Origin of the sequence: Streptomyces sp. NPDC002130 (genome assembly GCF_040296465.1) — a bacterium.
Classification (GTDB): domain Bacteria; phylum Actinomycetota; class Actinomycetes; order Streptomycetales; family Streptomycetaceae; genus Streptomyces.
The window spans coordinates 1-1,125 of the sequence record NZ_JBEOXI010001135.1; the positions used below are offsets into that span (position 1 = coordinate 1).

Annotated in this window: 1 protein-coding gene and 2 pseudogenes; 2 read left to right on the forward strand and 1 reads right to left on the reverse strand. The window is 63.4% G+C overall.

The window, feature by feature from the left end; genetic code table 11:
- Positions 1-95: pseudogene (locus ABT116_RS49050) on the reverse strand (TetR family transcriptional regulator); the annotation flags it as partial.
- Between ABT116_RS49050 and ABT116_RS49055 the strand changes: the two are divergent.
- The gene (locus tag ABT116_RS49055) at positions 91-549 is read left to right on the forward strand and encodes an ABC transporter ATP-binding protein (RefSeq protein ID WP_351648092.1); all 459 of its coding nucleotides are present in this window, start codon (positions 91-93) and stop codon (positions 547-549) included. The pseudogene ABT116_RS49050 and the gene ABT116_RS49055 overlap by 5 nt on opposite strands.
- 25 nt (positions 550-574) lie before the next feature.
- Positions 575-1,125: pseudogene (locus tag ABT116_RS49060) on the forward strand (YdcF family protein); the annotation flags it as partial.

A 1,125-nucleotide genomic window follows, 5' to 3' on the forward strand; every position in this document is an offset into this window, starting at 1 on the left:
TCGAGGACGATCGCGAACAGCTCCGCCTTGTTGCCGAAGTAGGCGTAGATGAGCTGCTTGTTGGCCTTCGCCTCGGCGGCGATGCGGTCGATGCGCAGGGTTCAGAACGAGAGGGTAACCGAGGCGCTCGCCGTCGTCGGTCTGGAAGGAGCTGCGCGTTCCTACCCCTGGCAGTTGTCCGGCGGAATGCAGCAGCGGGTAGCGATCGCCCGCGCCCTCGCCTATCGGCCGCAGGTTCTACTCATGGACGAACCCTTCGCGTCGGTCGACGCGCAGACCCGCGCGGAACTCGAAGACCTGCTGCTGACGCTTCAGCGTGATCTTGGCATCACCGTCCTCCTCGTCACCCACGACGTCGACGAATCGGTGTACCTGTCCGATCGAGTGGTCGTCCTCGGCGGAACGCCGGCGTTGATGCAGGACATCGTCGACGTTCCGTTGATCGGTGCTCGGGACCAACTGACCACCAAGGCGGACCCACTGTTCATCGAGTGTCGTACCAGGGTTCTGTCCGCGATCCAGCAGTCGAAGGTGGTGGCGCCCGTGTAGTGGGCGCCTCGCTTAGGCTGGCTCCGTGATCCTTCTCCTCATCGGCCTCGCGCTGCTCGGATTCTGCGGCTACCGGTTCAGGCAGGATCGGCGGAGGCTGAGCAACGGCGTCTACCTACTTCTCGGACTGATCTTCACCGGTCTGTGGATGTTGCAGTCGGGTGCGCCGGGAACCGAGGTTCCGTCGTTTGTCATCGCGACGATCGCTCTGCTCTCACCGTTGCTGGTGCTCCTGCTCGCGGGATTCCTGATCGTCAACGGGGTCACGATGCTGCGACGCGAGGGATTCAGCGTCGCGAATCTGCTCTCACTCGTCGCGGGTCTCGGACTGCTCGTTCCCTACGTGTTGCTCGCATCTGCGTTGCTGACGCAGAGGTACTGGCTCGCAGTCGTTCTCGGATCGTTCAGTCTGGTCGCGTCGTACCTGGGGTTTCTGTTCACGAGCTTTCTGCTCTACTCCTACGTCTACGGACGCCAGAAGTACCAGCCCGGGATGGACGCGATAGTGGTGCACGGCGCCGGACTTTCGGGTGCCGACGTGACGCCCCTGCTGGCCAGCCGTCTGGACAAGGCGGC

Coding starts and splice junctions, on each gene's coding strand:
- ABT116_RS49055 (WP_351648092.1), top strand. CDS start 91: ATGCGCAGGGTTCAGAACGAGAGGGTAACCGAGGCGCTCGCCGTCGTC.